This is a genomic window from Embleya sp. AB8 (assembly GCF_049739465.1).
Classification (GTDB): Bacteria; Actinomycetota; Actinomycetes; order Streptomycetales; family Streptomycetaceae; genus Embleya.
In genome coordinates, this window is the sequence record NZ_JBMHHY010000007.1 from 156,977 (window position 1) to 174,190 (window position 17,214).

The window sequence follows — 17,214 nt, forward strand, 5'->3', positions numbered from 1 at the left end:
CGCGTCAGCCCGCGGCGATCTTGGCGCGGATCCGGCTCGCCATCGCGGTGGTCAGCTCGGCCGGTTCACCGCGCCCCTGGACGATGGCCAGTTGGGTCAGTCCCCAGTCGGCCCACACGCTGTCCATCGCGGGCAGGTTCGGCGTGGGCACGCCGGCCTGCGCGGCGCGGGCGAAGCCGGCGACCACGGGATCGTCCTTGACCTGGTCGAGGACGGCGGTGGTGGCCGGGACCCGGCCGCCGGTGTCGTAGAGGGCACGTTGGGCCTGCGGGGTGGACAGGTAGTTGAGCACGAAGTCCTGGGCCAGGATCGGGTTCGCCGACTTGGCGCCGACGAAGAAGCCCTGCACGCCGACGAACGGGCGGGCCGGCGAGCCGTCGGCGCTGGGCACCGGGTCGACGGCGAACGGGACGTGCGCGTTGCGGAAGGTGGCCGCGTCCCACGGGCCGGCGAGCAGGTATGGGGTCTGGCCCTTGAGGAACGCGTCGGTGGCGATCTCGGCGGTCAGCGACGTGGAGAGCACGCCGTCCCTGCCGAGCCCGCGCAGCCAGGGCGCGAAGCGTTGGCAGGCCGGGCTGTCCAGTTCGAGCCTGTTGGCGTCGTAACCGCCGTCGGGCTTGGTGCCGAAGACCTGACAGCCGAACGAGGTCTGCAGCGGGTAAAGGTGGTACGGCGAGCCGCTCTTGGCGTCCACCGGCACCGCGACCGGCAGTTTCGCCTTGCCCTCCGCGACCAACCGGCGGCCGGTGGACAGGAGTTCGTCGAAGGAGGCGGGGGCCTGCGGGGCCAGTTCGGTGTTGCGGAGCAGCGCGATGCCGTCCACCGCGTAGGGCAGCCCGTAGGTACGGCCCTCGTAGCGCATCGCGTCGAGCGCGACCGGGGAGAACGCGGCGGCCCGGTCGCCGAGTTCGAGCGGAGCCAGGACGCCGTTGTGCACCAGTTTGCCGAGCCAGTCGTGCGGACCGACCACCACGTCGGGGCCCTGGCCGGTGGGCGCCTGGGAGACGAAGTCGTCGCGGATCTCGCCCAGGCCCTTCTGCACGACCTTGACCTTGACGCCCTTGTCCCGGGTGAACGCGGCGGCGATCTCCTGGAGCGGCTTGGCGCGGGCGTCGTCGGCCCAGACGGTCAGCGAGCCGGTGCCGGCCGGCGCGCCGGGAGCGGCGCCGGACGCGGCGGGTTTCCCGGCCCCGTCACCGGTGCCGCCGCTTGAGCCGCCGCACGCGGCGGTGGCGAGCACGGTCGCGGCGAGCACGGCCGGGAGCAGCAGACGCGTTCTCACAGGGTCTCCTCGGTGGGGGTGGACGACTCGGCGGGGGTCACCACGTTCAGGTCGCTCCAGGCCGGTACGTGCAGCCGGATGTGCCGGTCGCCGTCGTGGTGGAAGGGGTCGCGGATCGGCTCGCCGGTCGCGTCCAGGCCGTCGCAGCGCCAGCCGCGACCGACCGCGCCGTTCAGCCCGACGCCGCGCGGGAGCCGCCAACTGCCGTGGTAGGTACCGGCGTCGACGCGGGTGGTGACCAGGCCGGAGAAGTACACGGTCTCCTCGGCGGGCAGGTCGGCGGCGGTGGTCACGGTGACCTCCAAAAGCGCGTCGGCGCCGCCCTCGACCACCTCGACGCTGCCCTGCGCGGTGTGTCCGCCGGCGGTCGCGGTCAGCTCGACGGTGCCGGGCCGGGCCGGGGCCACCCGGGCCAGGCCGAGCGGGCGCAGCGCGTCGGCGGGGGTCCAGGTCAATTCGGCGTCCAGGACGGAGTACACGCAACCGTCGGCGCGTACCCCGACCGGCGCGACGCTCGCGTCCTGCTGCCCGGTGGCCAGCACCGGCCGCTCGGGCAACCGCAGTTCGGCCAGGGGTAGTTCGGCGTCGCCGAACAGGTGGAGCAAAGCGCTGGAGAGCCGCCGGGCCCAGGCGCTCTCGTGGTGCGGCGCCGACGGGTCCTCGTGGAAGCGCACCTCGCGGTCCGGCGCGTAGCCGACGTCGGTGATCAGGTGCTCGACCAGGTCGCGGGCGTGGCGCACGGTGATCAGGCCCTCCATGCCACCGATGTCCACCCAGATCCGGGCCGGTCCACGCGTGTCCTGTCGGTGGTGCACCGCCGTCTCGTCGAGGGTGATCGGGTCGACGAAGACCAGGAACGGCGAGAGCACCCCGGCCAGGCCGAACACGTCGGGGCGGCGGAACGCGAGGTGGTAGGAGGCGAGTCCACCCATCGAGGAGCCGAGCACGGCGGTCTGCGCGGGGTCCTCGGTGACCGCGTAGCGGGCCGCGATCAGCGGGCGCAACTCCTCGATCAGGAACCGCTCGTACAGCTCGCCCCGGGCCAATGCGCGCGGGTCGCGGGGGTAGGGCACATAGTGGCTGTACTCCGCACCGCGCGCGTCCCGGCCGTTGTCCACGGCGACCGCCACCAGCGGTGGTACCAGTCCCGCGCCGATCAGCCGATCCAGCGTCTCCTCGACCCGCCAACTGGGCTCGAGACCGGTGCGGGCGAACACGTGCTGCCCGTCGTGCAGCCACAACACCGGGTAGGGGCCGGCGTCCGGGTGGTAGCCCGGCGGCAGGTAGACGTGCACGTCACGGGTGTTGTCCAGGTGCTCCGAGCGCACGTTGGGCAACGTCTCGAGCACACCGGCGGCAGCCGCGGTCGCGGACATGGTCGGGGGTTCTCCCATCATGGGTATGGAGGTGGTCGACGCCGGCTCGAGGTCCATCACGCGCCCTCCACCCGCCAGACGTGGTACGCCGGGCCGTCGCCCGGCATCGGCTCGCCCGGGCGCAGGTCCGGGCCGCCGGTCAGGCTCTGCGCGGCGACCGGGGCGGCGATCGGGGTGTGGGTCGCCCGGTTGACCTGGACGAGGAGCGTCTCGCCGGGCAACCAACGCTCGTAGACCACCGTGTCGGCCGCGCAGTGCAACCAGCGCAGGCCGCCCTCGCGCAGTGCGCGGTGGGTCCGGCGCAGTGCGATCAGGTCCCGGTAGGTGGCGTATGTGTCGTGGTCCCAGCGGTTCGGATCCCACGGGAAGGGCCGGCGCCCGTCCTCCAGATGCACGCCCGCCACGCCGACCTCGTCGCCGGCGAACACCATCGGGAGCCCTGGCAGGGTGAACAGCAGGGCGGCGCCCAGGTGTTGGTGCTCACGCCCGGCCATCGAGCGAAACCGCTGGGTGTCGTGCGAGTCGAGCAGGGTCAGGTTGTGCGTGTACGAACGCCACGGCAGCAGGGCGGCGAAGTCCCGCATCACGGTGGCCAGTTCCGTACCGCCATAGCTGGGGATCGGACCGGGCACGCCCCAGAACTCGGTCAGCGGCGCATCGGCCAGCCAGCCCCAGACCGGCCGGGTGAAGCCGGAGTAGGCCATCGTGCCCTGCCAGCCGTCGCCGCGCAGCGACGCGGACGCGTCGTGCTGGTGTTCGGCCAGGAGCAGGGTGTCCGGCGCGGCGGCGCTCAGCGTGGCCCGAGTGTCGCGCGCCACCTGGGCGTTGCGGTCCTCGGTGCCGTGGCGCCCGGCGGATTGCGCGACGTCGATCCGCCAGCCGTCCAGGCCGAAGTCGCGCGGATAGCGCGCGACCACCGAGTCCGGCCCGGCGTACAGCCGCGAGCGCAGCTCGGCGCAGGTGTGGTCGAACTTGGGCAGGGTGTCCACACCGCAGAACGAGGCGTAGCGGCCCCGGTCTTCGGCGTCGAAGTAGTAGAAGTCCGCCTCGGCGGAGCCCGGTTCGGCCTGCCCGCGCCGGAACCACTCGTGCCCGTCCCCGGAGTGGTTGAGCGTCAGGTCGCCGATCACCCGCATCCCGCGCCGGTGCGCCTCGGCGGTGAGCGCGCGCAGCGCCTCGTCGCCGCCGAGCAGTGGGTCGACCCGGTCGAAGGTGGTCGCGTCGTAGCGGTGATTGGAGCGGGCCGGGAAGAACGGGGTGAGGTAGAGCACGTCGGCGCCCAGGGCCCGGATGTGGTCGAGCCGGTCCAGCACGCCCCACAGGTCGCCGCCGTAGATCTGCTGCAGTGCGCCGGGTGTGCCCCACGGCACCGGGTCGTCCCAGTTCGCCGCGCGGGCCCAGTCCGGCAGGGTGTCGGTCTGTCGGGCCGAGCGGGCGAAGCGGTCCGGGAAGATCTGGTAGACCACCGCGTCGGCGGCCCACGCGGGCGGCGCGGCGTAGGTGGTGAGCGTGAAGTCACCAGTGTCCGGCACGTCGCGGGCGGCGGTGCCGGCGCCGGTGAGCCAGCGGTTCCCGTCGGGGGTGTCGAGCAGGAATCGGTAGCCGAACTCGGTGCTGCCGACCTCGACGCCGACCCGCCACCAGGTCTCGTCGCCGACCACGCGGTCCACCTTCGCCTCGGTGAACGCCGGTTCGCCGTCGACCTTGGTGCGTACATGGACACGCTTGGTGCCGGTGGCGGTGTGGGTGCGCACGAACAGCTCGACGTGGTCGCCGGGTTGCGGCGACGGGTTGCTCACGTAGCCCGGCGAACCGTCGTGATGCGCCGCTGTGTTACCGAGTGTTTCCGGTGGGTGCATGGCGTTTGCGACTCCGAAACATGCCGTTCATCAGGTCGAATGCCGAGGAGCGTAAAAGCAATCGGCAAACGACTGCAACATTCTGCAACATGTTTCAAAGATTTTGTTGCAACGGCGAAACACGTTTCGGTAGCGTGGGGCACCTCGTGGACTCCTCGGGGGAGTTCCGCCGGGTGAGCCGTTTCAACGAGGGGGATGGGGTGACCGTCGCGTGACATCGGAGCGACCTTCGGTCCGTAGGATCGCCGACCGGATCGGAGTCAGCGCGGCGACTGTCAGCCGCGTCCTCAACGACAAGCCCGGAGTCGCCGAGCACACCCGCACCAAGGTCCTGGACGCCATCCGGGCGCAGGGCATGGTCGCCCCCGCGCCGGTCGGCCGGCCGTTCGTGGGCATCATCGTGCCGGAACTGGAGAACCCGGCCTTCGCGCTGCTCGCCGGGGCGGTGGAGGCACGCCTGGGCCAGTACGGCGTCACCGCGTTGATCGGCAGCTCGACGAAACACGGGCCGACCGAACTGGACTACATCGAAACACTGTTGCGGCGCGGCATCGAGGGACTCGTACTGATCTCCGGGCGGCACGCCAACCCCGAGGCCGATCACGGCTTCTACTGGCATCTGCACCAAAAGCACGTGGCGATGGTCCTGGTCAACGGCGGCGTATCGGGTCTGCCGGTGTCCACCGTCACCACCGACGAGGCCGCCGGTACCGCACTGGCCGTGGCCCACCTGCACAGCCTGGGGCACACCCGGATCGCGCTGGCCGGCGGCGAGGAGTTCTACCGCCCCTCACGTCACCGACTGGCCGGCTACCGCGCCGCGATGACCGCGACCTTCGGCGGTTGCGACGACGCGCTCTACGTGGAGTCCACCTACTCGCTCACCGGCGGCCAGGCCGCGGCCCGCCGACTGCTCGACGCGGGCGCGACCGCGATCGTCACCGGGAGCGATCTGATGGCCCTCGGCGTGATCTCCGCCGCGCGCGAGGCGGGCTGCTCCGTGCCGCGCGACGTGTCGGTGGTGGGCTACGACGACTCCTACCTCGCCGCGCACAGCGACCCGCCGCTGACCACCGTGCAGCAGCCGATAGAGCAGATGTCCACCGCGATCGCGACCGCGATGTGGCAGCGACTCCAGGGCTACCACACCCCCCACGTGGACCACCGATTCGCCCCGCGCCTGGTCGCCCGGGCCTCCACCGCGGCGGCGCCGCCGGCGGGGTGAAGGGGCGGGGACGGCCGGGCGGGGCCGAGTCGCGACCCTCGCCCCGCCGCCCCGCCGGCCGACCCCGTCACATCCCGCGCGCTCGCCCGAGCGAGTGCAGCATGTACCGCTCGCGGTCGTACGGATTCGCGCCGGTATGCTCCCGGGTCGGGATCGGTTGGCCGGTGTACGGACGGTAGCCGCCGAACTCGCTGACCAGGACGCCCTCACCGCGGGTCAGTTCGGGCAGCCGCGCGGTGAGCCCGTGCACCAGGTCGGCCGGGATCGTGCCGCACACCACGAACCGGTCGCCGCTCGCGGTCTGCTCCTCCGGGATCGCCCGCGCCGCGCTCAGCGCCGACAACACCGCGCCCAGACAATCCGCCGGCGTCTCGATCTCGAACCGGTGCGTCGGCTCGAGGATCCGGGTACCGGCCCGGCGCAGCGCGTCGCCGACCACCAGCGGTGTCACGCTGCGGAAGTCCCCGGCCGCGCTGACCGGGCTGAAGTATCCGGTGTGGGTCAGCGTCACCGCGCAGTCCAACACCTCCCAGCCGTGCAGCCCCTGTTGCAGCGTGCGATGTACCGACTCCTCGATCGCCCGGTGGAACGCCAGTGGCAGGGCGCCCAGTTCGACCCCGAGGCCGAACACGATGCCGCTGCCCACCGGCCCGGGTTCGATACGCAACCCCACCGTCGCCCAGAAGAAGGTGACGCCGTCCCCGTCGACCTCCTCCAGCGCCTCGCCGACGCCGACGGGCCGTTCGAAGTAGAGCGCGCGCGACCGCTCGAACGCGACCCGGAGCCCGAACGACTCGGCCAGCGTCGAGGCGATCACCTCCTTCTGCACCTCGCCGTACAACCGCACCGAGATCGCCCCGGTCGCCTCGTCGCCGCGCACGTCGATCATCGGGTCCTCCTCCGCGATCCGTTGCAGCGCCGCGTACAACGCGGGACGCTCGCTCGCACTCGCCAAAGTCACCTCGGATTCGAGCGTGGGCGGCGCGAACAGGCCCTGGGTGGGCAGGTCTTCGGCCGAACCGAGATGATCGCCGACCCGTACCTCGGCCAGGCCGCGCACCTTGGCGATCGCCCCGGCCGGCGCGTCCGCGTCGCGCACCGCGGTACCCAGGTCGAACACCTGCACCGCCGAGACACGCCCGCGCAGTTCGAGTACACCGCCGTGCGGATCCCGCCGGTGGAAGGTGACCGCGTCCCGGGCGCGCAGCACCCCGCCGCGCATCCGCACATACGCGATCTTCTCCCCCGCGCGGCCCCGCTCGATCTTCAACACCACCGCGCGCAACGGCTCCCCATCCACCGCCGCACGAGCCGCCGATTCCCGGCCCCGGGGCAGCAGTTCGACGATCCCGCGGATCAACGGGTCGACCCCTTCGCCGGTCATCGCGGAGCCGAAGAAGACCGGGTAGGTCCAGGCGTGCCCGACCTGCCGGCGCAACTCCCGTGCGTAGTCCGCCGCCGAGACGGTGACCCGCTCGTCCAGGTAGGCGTCCACGAACGACTCGCCGTGATCGGCGAACGCCTCCGCGAGCCGCTCCGCGAACGCCGCGCCGGTGTCCACGTCCGCAGCCGCGTCCACGTCGCCGACCTCGAACGGCGTGAAGCGTGCGCCCGCGGTGCCGATGTCCCGCACCGACCCCATCGCGACGCAGCCCGGCCCCAGTTCCCGGGTGAGCGCGTCGAGCACCTCGCCGTACCGCGCACCCCGGCGATCGATCTTGTTGACGAAGACCAGCACCGGGATCCGCAGCCGCACAAGTGAGCGGATCAGTACGCGCGTTCGCGCCTGCACACCCTCGACCGCCGACACCACGAGTACGGCGCCGTCCAACACCCGCAAGGCCCGCTCGACCTCGGCGACGAAGTCCGAGTGGCCGGGCGTGTCGATCACATTGACCTGGAGATCGTCCACCCGAAACGCCACCACCGCCGAGCGGATGGTGATCCCGCGTCGACGTTCGAGGTCCAGCGAATCGGTTTGGGTGCTCCCGGCATCGACACTGCCGACCCGGGCGATCACGCCCGCGTCGAACAGCAGACGCTCGGTCAGACTGGTCTTGCCGGCGTCAACATGGGCAAGAATCCCGATATTCAGAAAGTTCATGACGGCCAGTGGCTCCCGCAACTGCGCAGATCGGATGAATTCCGCAGAGACCGCTGGACTCTTGGCGCATGACGTTCCCTTTCCGGTTCATCCGATTCACACAGTGCGAGTCGACCCTAGCACCGGCCCCACCGCTGCGGCCGAGCCCGCCGAGCCCGCGGCGCAGCCTCGCCATACCGGCACAACACCGCAGGTCGGGCGGGACGACCGCGCCCGATCGCGCCCCCCGTGCCGCCCCCGCCGGGTCAGATCGTCGGTTGTTCCCCCAGCACGATCCGGGCGATCAGTTCGCGTCGGCTGGTCACCCCGGCCTTGGTGAAGATCGCCTTCAGGTGGTCCTGGACCGTGTACGGGGTCATCGCCAACACCCGGGCGATCTCCTTCGTATCGCAGCCGCGCAGCGCGTGCAGCGCCACCTCCTGCTCGCGGCCGGTCAGGCCGTAGGCGGCCAGATACATCGGCATGGTCTCGGCCGGCGACGCCGGGGAGGCCACCACTCCGACGCAGCCGTCCGCGAGGCCCTCGACGAGGGAGGCGTGCAGGACGAACCAGCGGCCGTCGGCGGCGCGGACCCGGATCTTGCCCTGTGCCGGCAGTTCCCCGCACGCCGCCCGCCTGGCCCGCTCCGAGGCGATCGCAAACGCGGTGGGTACGGAGAGCGCGGCCATCGCGTCGTCGGCCAGTTCGGCCAGCAGCCGCTGGGCCCGATCGTCGGCGGCGACCAGACCGTTCGAGGGGCCCAGGATGACCATCGCGGGCGCCTGCTCGGCCTCGGCGTCGGCGGACCGGGCGGGCGTGATGTGGCAGGCGCGCAGCGCGTTGCCGATGTGCCGCGCGGCGATGTCCGCCAAGTCCCGGTGTCGGCCCAGGTAGGGACCACGATCGGGGACCCGCAGAAACGCCGCGCAGCCCCACATGCCGCCCTGCGTATCGAAGACGGCGCGCAGTTCGTCCCCGAAGCTGGCCGGCGCGATCTGCTCGCGGAACCTGATCGTGCGCTCCGGCCGCCCCCGGGTCACCCGGCTCAGCGTCTCGGCCCGCAGTCCGCTGCGCCGGATGTTGGGGAAGGAGGCGGCGTCCTCGTGCCACACCTCGAGCCGAACCGCCTCGCGAAAGCCCGCCAGGCTGAGATCGTCACTCAGCACCGAGGTGACCAGTCCGGTGGCCGGATCGGCGGTGTGCCAGCACACGGCGTCGAACTCCAGTACGCCACGCAGCAGTTCGTCGGACCGGCGGAAGATCTCGGGAGCGGTCAGACCCATCCCGGCAAGTTCGCGTAAGCCCTCGATCGCCCGCTGCGCGCTCGCCCCGCGTAGTGCCATGGCGCGAAACGTAACACGCAGGCATCAAGCCTGTCCGTAGGGCAACCGTCAAGAATCCGGGCCCACTTGGCGCCGGCAATCGGGAACATCCCAGAAATATGGGATTTCGCCTTCCGGATGTGATCGCGAGGATACGACAGCGAGTTCCGAACCGCGTGCCATCGCGGGCCGGCCGCCCCCACCGATTCCCGCACCATGAAAGCGAGTTCACCCCCATGAGCATCCGTCGAATCGCCGGCGCCATTGCCGGCGCGGCCGTCCTGGCCCCCGTACTCGTAATGACCGCCGGTTCCGCGGCGCAGGCGGGGCCGCCGTGGCAGCACACCAAGCGCGAGCAGTGCACCATCGACTACGACAACACCTACTGGACCGTCGGAGCGGCCTTCGCCCGCGCCCAGTGGGCCAGGTGCATGGCCGGGTAACCGACTCGGTCACCGGTTGACCGAATCCGCCGAGCCGCCCTGTGGGTCCCCACCCCGAACCGGGATCCGCAGGGCACCTCGCCGTCCGACCCCCCTCGCGCCGACCACCCGTATGGTGCGAGGATCCCGATGGACGACGATCATGGCGGCAGCGGGAGGGGACCTCGATGGGCTCGGAAGACAACGGGCGGCGCACCGTGCACATCCGGACGGTGGGCCCGGAGGCCGTACCGATCGTCGTCGCCATGCTCGACCGCGCGGTGGCCTGGCTGGCCGCCGACGGCCGCGCCGGCCAATGGGGCACCGAGCCGTGGTCCACCCGCCCCGAGGCCGTGCAGCGGGTGGAGAACTACCTTCGCCAAGGGCACGCTCGCCTGGCCGAGATCGACGGCGAGCCGGCCGGCACCTGCGTCGCCTCGGCAACCCCCTCCACCTACATCCCGACCGTCGACGAGCCCGAATGGTTCGTCAACCTCCTGGTCACCGACCGACGGTTCGTCGGCGCGGGCGTCGGCGCCGCGCTGATCGAGGACGTCCGCCAGGAGGCCGCCCGCCGCGAGATCGACCTGATCCGGGTCGACTGCTACGCCGGCGGCGACGGCGCGCTGATCCGCCAGTACCAGGCGCTCGGCTTCACCCCCGTCACCCCCTTCACCGTCGAGCGCCCCGAGCTCCCGGACTGGCCGGGCCAATTGCTGGCACTGCGGCGGAGTGCCGAACAATAGTCGCCGGCATCATGTACGAATGATCACCATTCATCTGAAGTACGAGATCGACGCGGACAAACTGGCCGACTTCGAGGAGTACGGCCGTCGCTGGATCGAGCTGGTCAACCGGTTCGGCGGCACCCACCACGGCTACTTCATGCCCAGCGAGGGCGACAGCGACATCGCCTACGCCCTCTTCTCGTTCCCCGGCTTCGCCTCCTACGAGCAGTACCGTACGGACGCGGCGACCGACCCGGACTGCCTGGCCGCGGTCGAACTGGCCCGCCGCACCGGCTGCATCAAACGCTACGAACGCCGCTTCCTGCGCCCCCTCGACGGCGGCGTGTCCCGGAACGCGTCCCAGGACGTGTCGCAGAACGCGTCCTAGCCCAGCACCAACCACTGCCGCCCGTCGATCAGTTCGCGGGCCGCGTCCAGGTGGCCGGCATGGCACGCGGTCTCGGTGATCACATGCAGCACCACCTCGCGCAGACTGTGCAGGTGCGGCTCGCCGAAGAGGTCGTGCGGCCACCAGGCCAGGGGCACGTCGGCCGCCGTGCCGGTGATCACCGTGTTCGCCAGAGCCACCTCGGTGCGATACCGGTCCAGCACCTCGGCGGCCGACCGGTCCGGGTCCACCTGCCAGGCGTCGTCGATCTCCGCGAGTCCCGCGATCACGCCCGCGTCCCCGGTGACCACGGCGCCGAACCAGAATCGCTCGACGTCCAGTGCCAGATGCCGGACCACACCCAGGCAGCTCCACCCGGACGGCAACACCGGCCGCCGCAGGGCCGGTTCGTCCAGTCCGTCGAGGATGGCGAGGACATGCCGCCGCTGTGCCTCCAAAGCAGCCGACAGCGCGCGAATCTCGGGGTCGGTCGGCACCGCGATCGGCACTCGAGACCGGTTGTCGTATGTAGTCATGGCAACAAAGTCTCCACAACCGGTCCGACATCGCCCGACAGGCGCGCCCCCGCTACGCGAGCAGCAACGCCCGGTCCCAGCTCGGCGGCGTGCTCGTGGTCGCGGCGAGCAGGGCGAGGATCACCCCGGCCGCGCCGTCGAGCAGACCGGGGCCGGCGGTGGTCGGGTGGCGGTCCAGGAGTTCCTCGGTCAGCCGGGTCGCCGCGCCGCGCAGACCCGGGTCGCCCGTATCCACCGCGAAGCGCAGCGTGATCTGCAACAGTCCGGCCAGTCCGTGGCACAGCCCCGGCGCCTTGTCCACCAGCCGTTCCCGGGCCGGCCGGGCCAATACCGCAGCGAGCGCGTCGGTGGCCGACGTCCGCAGGTCGGCATCGCCCAGCGCCTCACCCGCCAGCCACAACGCCCGAGCGATCCCCGCCGCACCGACACACCACGAGCCGTGCGCAATCCGCGAATCACCGTTGATGGCAGGCCAGTTGGGCCCCCAGTCGTCCGCCACACAACACTCCACCAACCGCGCACCGGCCCGCTCGATCGCGGCGGCCTGCCCCGGCACCCGAACGCCGGCGCGATACGCCAGCGACATCAGCGCCAACGGCCCGGACACCCCGTGCGCCAAACCCGGTTGAGGCCACTCCCCAACACCGACGGACCGAACCAGCACGGCCAGCCCCGCCCGCAACGCCTCCCGACTCCCCGGCTCCGCGACCCGACACAGCAGGTTGGTGCACACCCCGGTGAGCCCGTACACAAGGTCGAACTCGCGCCCCACGCCCGCACTTCCGGACGCCCGGTCCCACCCACGCCCGACCTCCGTTCGGGGCACCGGGTCGAAGTCGCGCCCAAGCACCCACCCCGCGAACTCGAGCCCACCCGAACCACCCCACAACCCCGACGCAACGCCCCCCGACCGCAAGACACCAACACCAACGCCCGCACCCGCCTCCGCCGCGGCCAGCCAGCGCTCCGCCATCGCATCCCAGCCCTGCCCCGGCCGCCACCGGTGCAGCTGCCGACACACCACGGCCAGCCCCGCGCCCCCGCCGCCCAGGTCGTACCGCACCCGACGCGGCGTGGCCCGAGGCTCCCCGGCCAGCACCGCGACCCGCGCCAACGCCGCGGTCGCGACGGAGCCCGACACCACCGGCATCCACCCGGTCGGGACCGCGTCCACCACCATCTCGCCCCGATCCCCCATCCCCGATCCCGACGCCAAAGGCTCCGTACGAACGGCCGAACCGCTCGCACGGAGCCGTCATCGGCGGATCAGTCGAGCGCCGCCACGCACACATCGGTCGGCTCGAAGCTGTGGTGTCCGGTGTCGCAACACATCATCGGCTCGAGGCCCTGGTGTTCATCGGTCTCCGGCAGTTCCTGAAGTTCGAGAACAGAACTCTCCACGCCGCATCTCCCTGTCCGGACTTGACGTACTGCCTGGTGACGGGCCGGTCGACCAGCCACGAACGCAGCCTGCCACCGGCACACCGGATGAGACCAGAGAAATCCACTGATATGTCAGGCCGTTCCGGGACGCATGGCGCAACAAAGGCCCACCGACAAACAAAAGCCGCCCCCGGTGCATCGAGCACCGGGGGCGACGATCTCTCCTGTTGTTCCTACCGTCGGCCTACTTGCCGAAGTCCTTGCCCACCACGAGCGCCTGGCCCGCCGTGTCCGCCGACGCGATGTCGCGCCCGGCGTCGATCCGCCCGTTCACCGTGTACTGGTAGCAGGGGAACCGGATACAGACCACCGGGCGACTCACGCCGTGCAGCACGTCGAACCCGGTGCGGTTGGCCACCGACAGGACCGGCCGGTCGATCGTGTACCCGGCATCGCTGCGGTCCTCGATGAGCTGCGCGGGGATCACGGTGCGCGCCCCGGTCAGGTTGTGCCCGCTGTAGACACAGAGGTTGCCGGTGGGGCACGACGTCGTGGGAGCGGCGTCGGCCCGGGCCGTCGGGGCGAAGGCGACCGCGCCCACCAAGGTGGTGGCGGCGGCGATGGTCCCGAATATGCGGATCATGCGAGTGTCCTAACCGTGTGATTGGTTGGCGGCTGCCAACGCAGGCCAGATTTCCGTATCGACAGCGGTGTGTGAAACCCCATTTACAGACAGTTGCGGCACGCTCTGTTTCGGCCTCGTTACCGTCCGCCAACAGCCCTGCCGCCCGGCCTGCGGCCGAATCGCCGCGAAGCCACCGGAAGTCCCCGATCGATCTCGGACAGCACTCCCTGGCCGAAACCGATCGCCGCACCGATCCCCCATCCAAGAAAAGTCCATCCCCGCATCGCCGAATAGATGTACATATCAGGCAAAAGATATTAGGCAAGCCTTGCCTTCACCAGGGGTATTAATCGGTAAGCGGCCCATATGTTCTGTCCAGCCGCCGCCGATCGTGTCCACACACCCGGCGGCGACCGCTCGACGTCCGCGTCACTCGGCCTCTGCCTTGGGGAAGCCCATGTCCAGTGCCCAGATCACCCTGCTCGGCGCGATCGCCGGATTCACCATCTACCTCGGCCTGCCGATCGGTCGGCTCTCCGACCCCGCGCCCCGCCTGCGCGCCGCGCTCAACGCGCTGGCCATCGGCATCCTGATCTTTCTGCTGTGGGACGTGCTCTCGCACGCCTGGGCACCCACCGACAGCGCCCTGACCGACCACCGCTGGGGTCGCGCGGCGGCCGACACGTCGGTCCTGTTCGTCGGGCTGGCGATCGGCCTGGGCGGCCTGGTCTGGTACGACCGCTGGGCCGCGCAGCGCCGGGCCAAGGCCGCGTTGCCGGCCGGGCCGGGCGCGGCCGGTGTCGCCGAGCGGGCCCCCGCGCCGCGTACGCAGGCCGCCGAACTGGCGCTGATGATCGCGGTCGGCATCGGCCTGCACAACTTCGCCGAGGGCCTGGCCATCGGCAACTCGGCCGCGCGGGGCGAGCTTTCCCTGGCCGTACTGCTGATCATCGGCTTCGGCCTGCACAACGCCACCGAGGGTTTCGGGATCGTCGCCCCGCTCGCCGCCGAGGGCGAACGCCCCTCCTGGGCCTCGCTCGCGCTGCTCGGCCTGATCGGCGGCGGTCCCACCTTCGTCGGCACGCTGCTCGGGCAACACCTGGTCAACGACGTGCTGAGCGTCGCGTTCCTCGGCCTGGCCGCCGGGTCCATCCTCTACGTGGTGATCGAACTCCTCGCCGTCGCCCGCCGGGCCGCGGTCAAGGAACTGACCACGTGGATGATCCTGGCCGGGCTGTTCCTGGGCTTCGCCACCGACGCGGTGGTCACCGCCGCCGGCGTGTGACCTCCTCCGCATCCACCGATCCCGCCGCCCGGCCCGCCTCGAGTCGAGCGGCGGGCAGGCGGTAGGGCGAGCAGGAGAGGTAGTCCACGCCGACCTCGTGGAAAAAGTGGATCGACGCCGGATCGCCGGCGTGCTCCCCGCAGACCCCGATCCGCAGGTCCGGCCGGGCCCGCCGACCCTCCTCCACGGCCAGCCGGACCAGACGGCCGACCCCCTCGCGGTCGATCGTCTCGAACGGCGACACGGTGAGGATCCCCCGGTCCAGATAGTCGGCCAGGAACGCGGCCTCCGCGTCGTCGCGGGACAGGCCCCACGTGGTCTGGGTCAGGTCGTTGGTCCCGAACGAGAAGAAGTCGGCCGCCGCCGCGATCTCCCCGGCGGTGAGCGCGGCCCGGGGCAGTTCGATCATCGTGCCCACCGGGCAGTCCACCGGGATGCCGGCCTCCTGCCCGACCTCGGCCAGGACCCGCTCGACCTCGGCGCGGACCAGGCGCAGTTCGGCGACGGTGGCCACCAGCGGGATCATGATCTCCGGGTGCGGGTCACCGCCGGCCCGTACCCGCGCCACCACCGCCTCGCCGATCGCCCGCACCTGGGTCGCGATCAGCCCCGGGACGAGCAGCGCCAGGCGTACCCCGCGCAGGCCCAGCATCGGGTTCTGCTCGCGCAGCCGTTCGCTCGCCTCGTACACCCGGACCTCGTGCGGGTCCGGCTCCTCGCCCGTCGCGCGTGCCACCGCGAGCCGGACCGCCGCTTCGGTGTGGTCGGGCAGGAACTCGTGCAGCGGTGGGTCGAGCAGCCGGATGGTCACCGGCAGGCCGTCCATGGCCGCGAGGATCTCGGTGAAGTCCGCGCGCTGGAACGGCAGCAGGGCGTCCAGCGCAGGCCGCCGGTCGGCGTCCGTGCGGGCCAGGATCAGCTCCTCGACCAGTCGGCGACGCGGGCCCAGGAACATGTGCTCCGTACGGCACAGCCCGATCCCGCCCGCGCCGAAGCGCCGGGCCCGGGCCGCGTCCGCCGGCGTGTCGGCATTCGCCAACACCGCCAACCGGCGTGCCGCGTCGGCCTGTTCCAGACACCGCGCAACCGCCTCGACCACCCCCGCCGAACGGATACCGGTCTCCAGATACCGGGTCACCGCCGAGGCCACCAATGGCAGCGCGCCCACATACACGGTGCCGGCCGTACCGTCCACGGAGACCGTCGTGCCCTCCGCGACGACCGTCCCGTCCGCCCCCGTACACCGGCGGCCGGCCACGTCGATGTCCAGGTCCGCCGCGCCGCACACGCAGACCTTGCCCATCCCCCGGGCCACCACCGCCGCATGGCTGGTCTTGCCGCCTCGCCCGGTGACCACCGCCTCGGCGGCGATCATCCCGGGCAGGTCGTCCGGGCTGGTCTCCGGCCGGACCAGGACGACCGGTTCGCCGGCCGCGGCCCGCCGGGTCGCCTCGGGCACGTCGAACACGACCGCGCCGACCGCGGCCCCCGGCGAGGCCGGCACCCCGCGGGCGAGCAGCGTGGCGTCCCCGTGCGCGTCGAAGCGCGGGAAGGTGAGTTGGTCGAGTTGCCCGCCGTCCACCCGGCTCAGCGCCTGCGGCCAGTCGATCAGTCCCTCGTCGACCAGCGCGCAGGCGATCCGGAAGGCCGCCTCGGCGGTCCGTTTGCCGACCCGGGTCTGCAGGATCCACAACCGGCCGCGTTCGATGGTGAACTCGACGTCGCACAGGTCGCGATAGTGGGTCTCCAGCAGGCCCAGGATCCCGGTCAGCCGTTCGTACGAGCGCGGATCCAGCGCTTCGAGCTCCTGGAGCGGCAGCGCGTTGCGCACTCCGGAGACCACATCCTCGCCCTGCGCGTCGGGCAGATAGTCGCCGTAGACGCCGGCCCGGCCGGTGGCCGGGTCGCGGGTGAACGCGACGCCCGTGCCCGAGTCGGGTCCGGAGTTGCCGAACACCATCGCCTGCACGGTCACCGCAGTGCCCAGGTCGTCCGGGATGTGCTCGCGCCGCCGATAGACCCGGGCCCGTTCGCCGGTCCAGGACCGGAACACCGCCCGGACGGCCCGGTCGAGCTGCGCGCGGGGGTCCTGCGGGAACTCCTCGCCGGTGTCCTGGCCGATCACCGCCTTGAACTCCTCGACGATCCCGGCCAGATCCGACACCTCGAAACCCAGATCGTCGGCGAGGCCCCGTTCCGCCCGCCGCCGGGTGAGCACGTCCTCGAACCGCGCGGCGGCCACGCCGAGCACGGTGGTGCCGTACATCTGCACCAACCGGCGATAGGAATCCCACGCGAACCGCTCCCGGCCGCTCGCCTTGGCCAGGCCGAACACCGACGCGTCGTTGAGGCCCACATCGAGGATGGTGTCCATCATCCCGGGCATCGAGAACCGGGCGCCGGAACGCACCGACACCAGCAGCGGATCGTCCGGCTCCCCCAGCCGCCGGCCGATCGCCCGCTGCAATCCGGTCAGGTGTTCGGCGATCTCGGCGTCGAGCCCGACCGGCACCTCGCCGGTGCGCAGGAACACCCGACACGCGTCGGTGCCCACCGTGAAGCCGGGTGGTACGGGCAGGCCGAGCCGGGTCATCTCGGCGAGGTTGGCGCCCTTGCCGCCGAGCAGTGCGGCCTGCTCGCGGGAGCCGGCGTCGAAGTCGTGGACGTACGCGGTGGCCATGAGCGCCCCTTCCCGCCCGG

General features: G+C 71.7%; 15 protein-coding genes. 5 read left to right on the forward strand and 10 right to left on the reverse strand.

Annotated features, from left to right (window positions below; genetic code table 11):
- Positions 1–4: 4 nt before the first annotated feature.
- From ABIA38_RS12225 to ABIA38_RS12235, 3 genes are read right to left on the reverse strand one after another with little or no spacing between them, the layout of a single operon-like run.
- Positions 5–1,282: a sugar ABC transporter substrate-binding protein gene (locus tag ABIA38_RS12225; RefSeq protein WP_424638570.1), complete on the reverse strand. Its 1,278-nt coding sequence runs from the start codon at positions 1,280–1,282 to the stop codon at positions 5–7.
- Positions 1,279–2,658, reverse strand: a complete 1,380-nt coding sequence (locus ABIA38_RS12230; RefSeq protein ID WP_424638571.1) for an alpha/beta hydrolase — start codon at positions 2,656–2,658, stop codon at positions 1,279–1,281. Before ABIA38_RS12230 ends, ABIA38_RS12225 begins: the two co-directional genes overlap by 4 nt.
- A gap of 56 nt (positions 2,659–2,714) precedes the next feature.
- Complete coding sequence (locus ABIA38_RS12235; RefSeq protein WP_424638572.1) at positions 2,715–4,457, reverse strand: glycoside hydrolase family 13 protein; 1,743 nt, start codon at positions 4,455–4,457, stop codon at positions 2,715–2,717.
- 271 nt (positions 4,458–4,728) lie between these two features.
- Here ABIA38_RS12235 and ABIA38_RS12240 point away from each other — a divergent pair, with 271 nt between their 5' ends.
- Positions 4,729–5,742, forward strand: coding sequence for a LacI family DNA-binding transcriptional regulator (locus ABIA38_RS12240; protein WP_424638573.1), 1,014 nt, complete (start codon positions 4,729–4,731; stop codon positions 5,740–5,742).
- A 67-nt stretch (positions 5,743–5,809) separates the two neighbouring features.
- Here ABIA38_RS12240 and ABIA38_RS12245 read toward each other — a convergent pair whose 3' ends face one another.
- Together ABIA38_RS12245 and ABIA38_RS12250 are read right to left on the reverse strand one after the other, a co-directional pair.
- On the reverse strand, positions 5,810–7,846 hold the full coding sequence (locus ABIA38_RS12245; RefSeq protein ID WP_424638574.1) for a GTP-binding protein: 2,037 nt from the start codon (positions 7,844–7,846) through the stop codon (positions 5,810–5,812).
- Positions 7,847–8,091: 245 nt separating this feature from the next.
- A complete protein-coding gene (locus tag ABIA38_RS12250) occupies positions 8,092–9,168 on the reverse strand; it encodes a LuxR C-terminal-related transcriptional regulator (protein ID WP_424638575.1) in 1,077 nt (358 codons plus the stop codon).
- Positions 9,169–9,383: 215 nt separating this feature from the next.
- On the opposite strand from ABIA38_RS12250, the gene ABIA38_RS12255 reads away from it, so the two are divergent.
- From ABIA38_RS12255 to ABIA38_RS12265, 3 genes are all read left to right on the forward strand, one after another.
- Positions 9,384–9,590, forward strand: coding sequence for a hypothetical protein (locus tag ABIA38_RS12255; RefSeq protein ID WP_424638576.1), 207 nt, complete (start codon positions 9,384–9,386; stop codon positions 9,588–9,590).
- 167 nt (positions 9,591–9,757) lie between these two features.
- Positions 9,758–10,315: a GNAT family N-acetyltransferase gene (locus ABIA38_RS12260; protein WP_424638577.1), complete on the forward strand. Its 558-nt coding sequence runs from the start codon at positions 9,758–9,760 to the stop codon at positions 10,313–10,315.
- Between the two features lie 19 nt (positions 10,316–10,334).
- Positions 10,335–10,685 carry an NIPSNAP family protein gene (locus ABIA38_RS12265; protein ID WP_424638578.1) on the forward strand — a complete coding sequence of 117 codons (351 nt, stop codon included), beginning with the start codon at positions 10,335–10,337 and terminating at the stop codon, positions 10,683–10,685.
- Here the strand turns inward: ABIA38_RS12265 and ABIA38_RS12270 are convergent.
- The 4 genes from ABIA38_RS12270 to ABIA38_RS12285 form a co-directional block, all read right to left on the reverse strand.
- A complete protein-coding gene (locus ABIA38_RS12270; protein ID WP_424638579.1) occupies positions 10,682–11,221 on the reverse strand; it encodes a DinB family protein in 540 nt (179 codons plus the stop codon). The two genes, ABIA38_RS12265 and ABIA38_RS12270, sit on opposite strands and share 4 nt — an antisense overlap.
- A gap of 52 nt (positions 11,222–11,273) precedes the next feature.
- Positions 11,274–12,419: a lanthionine synthetase C family protein gene (locus ABIA38_RS12275; RefSeq protein ID WP_424638580.1), complete on the reverse strand. Its 1,146-nt coding sequence runs from the start codon at positions 12,417–12,419 to the stop codon at positions 11,274–11,276.
- A gap of 68 nt (positions 12,420–12,487) precedes the next feature.
- Positions 12,488–12,622: a hypothetical protein gene (locus ABIA38_RS12280; protein ID WP_424638581.1), complete on the reverse strand. Its 135-nt coding sequence runs from the start codon at positions 12,620–12,622 to the stop codon at positions 12,488–12,490.
- Between the two features lie 226 nt (positions 12,623–12,848).
- A complete protein-coding gene (locus ABIA38_RS12285) occupies positions 12,849–13,247 on the reverse strand; it encodes a peptidase inhibitor family I36 protein (RefSeq protein ID WP_424638582.1) in 399 nt (132 codons plus the stop codon).
- A gap of 439 nt (positions 13,248–13,686) precedes the next feature.
- On the opposite strand from ABIA38_RS12285, the gene ABIA38_RS12290 reads away from it, so the two are divergent.
- Entirely contained in the window at positions 13,687–14,514 is an 828-nt protein-coding gene (locus tag ABIA38_RS12290; RefSeq protein ID WP_424638583.1) for a ZIP family metal transporter, read from the forward strand.
- Here the strand turns inward: ABIA38_RS12290 and ppdK are convergent.
- The gene (ppdK, locus tag ABIA38_RS12295; RefSeq protein ID WP_424638584.1) at positions 14,495–17,194 is read right to left on the reverse strand and encodes a pyruvate, phosphate dikinase; all 2,700 of its coding nucleotides are present in this window, start codon (positions 17,192–17,194) and stop codon (positions 14,495–14,497) included. The genes ABIA38_RS12290 and ppdK overlap by 20 nt on opposite strands.
- Positions 17,195–17,214: the final 20 nt, after the last annotated feature.